General features: G+C 56.8%; 1 protein-coding gene. It reads right to left on the bottom strand.

The features are described 5' to 3' along the window. On the bottom strand, positions 1 to 243 hold a 243-nt coding region (locus tag R0J87_RS23805), incomplete at both ends, for an MFS transporter (protein WP_498889487.1).

Here is a 243-nt window from a genome sequence, read left to right as displayed (position 1 = left end):
GCAACGCCAGCGTTTCTGCCATCGGCGCTTTACTGACACTTTTCGGCACCACAAAAGCCACCAGTAACATAGCCGCACAGGCCAGCACGGCTGTCGCCCAGAACACACCACTTAAACCGGCCCATTTCGCCAGCAGTGGCCCCAGCACCATAGCCAACGCAAAGCTTAAGCCAATACTGGCACCGATAATCGCCATCACTTTAGGCCGCTGTTCATCGCGGGTAAGATCTGCCGCCAATGCCA

Origin of the sequence: Halomonas sp. SIMBA_159, assembly GCF_046536035.1 — a bacterium.
Taxonomy (GTDB): domain Bacteria; phylum Pseudomonadota; class Gammaproteobacteria; order Pseudomonadales; family Halomonadaceae; genus Vreelandella; species Vreelandella venusta_A.
Note: the sequence above shows the minus strand (reverse complement) of the source record. Positions and strands in the feature narration are given on the sequence as shown.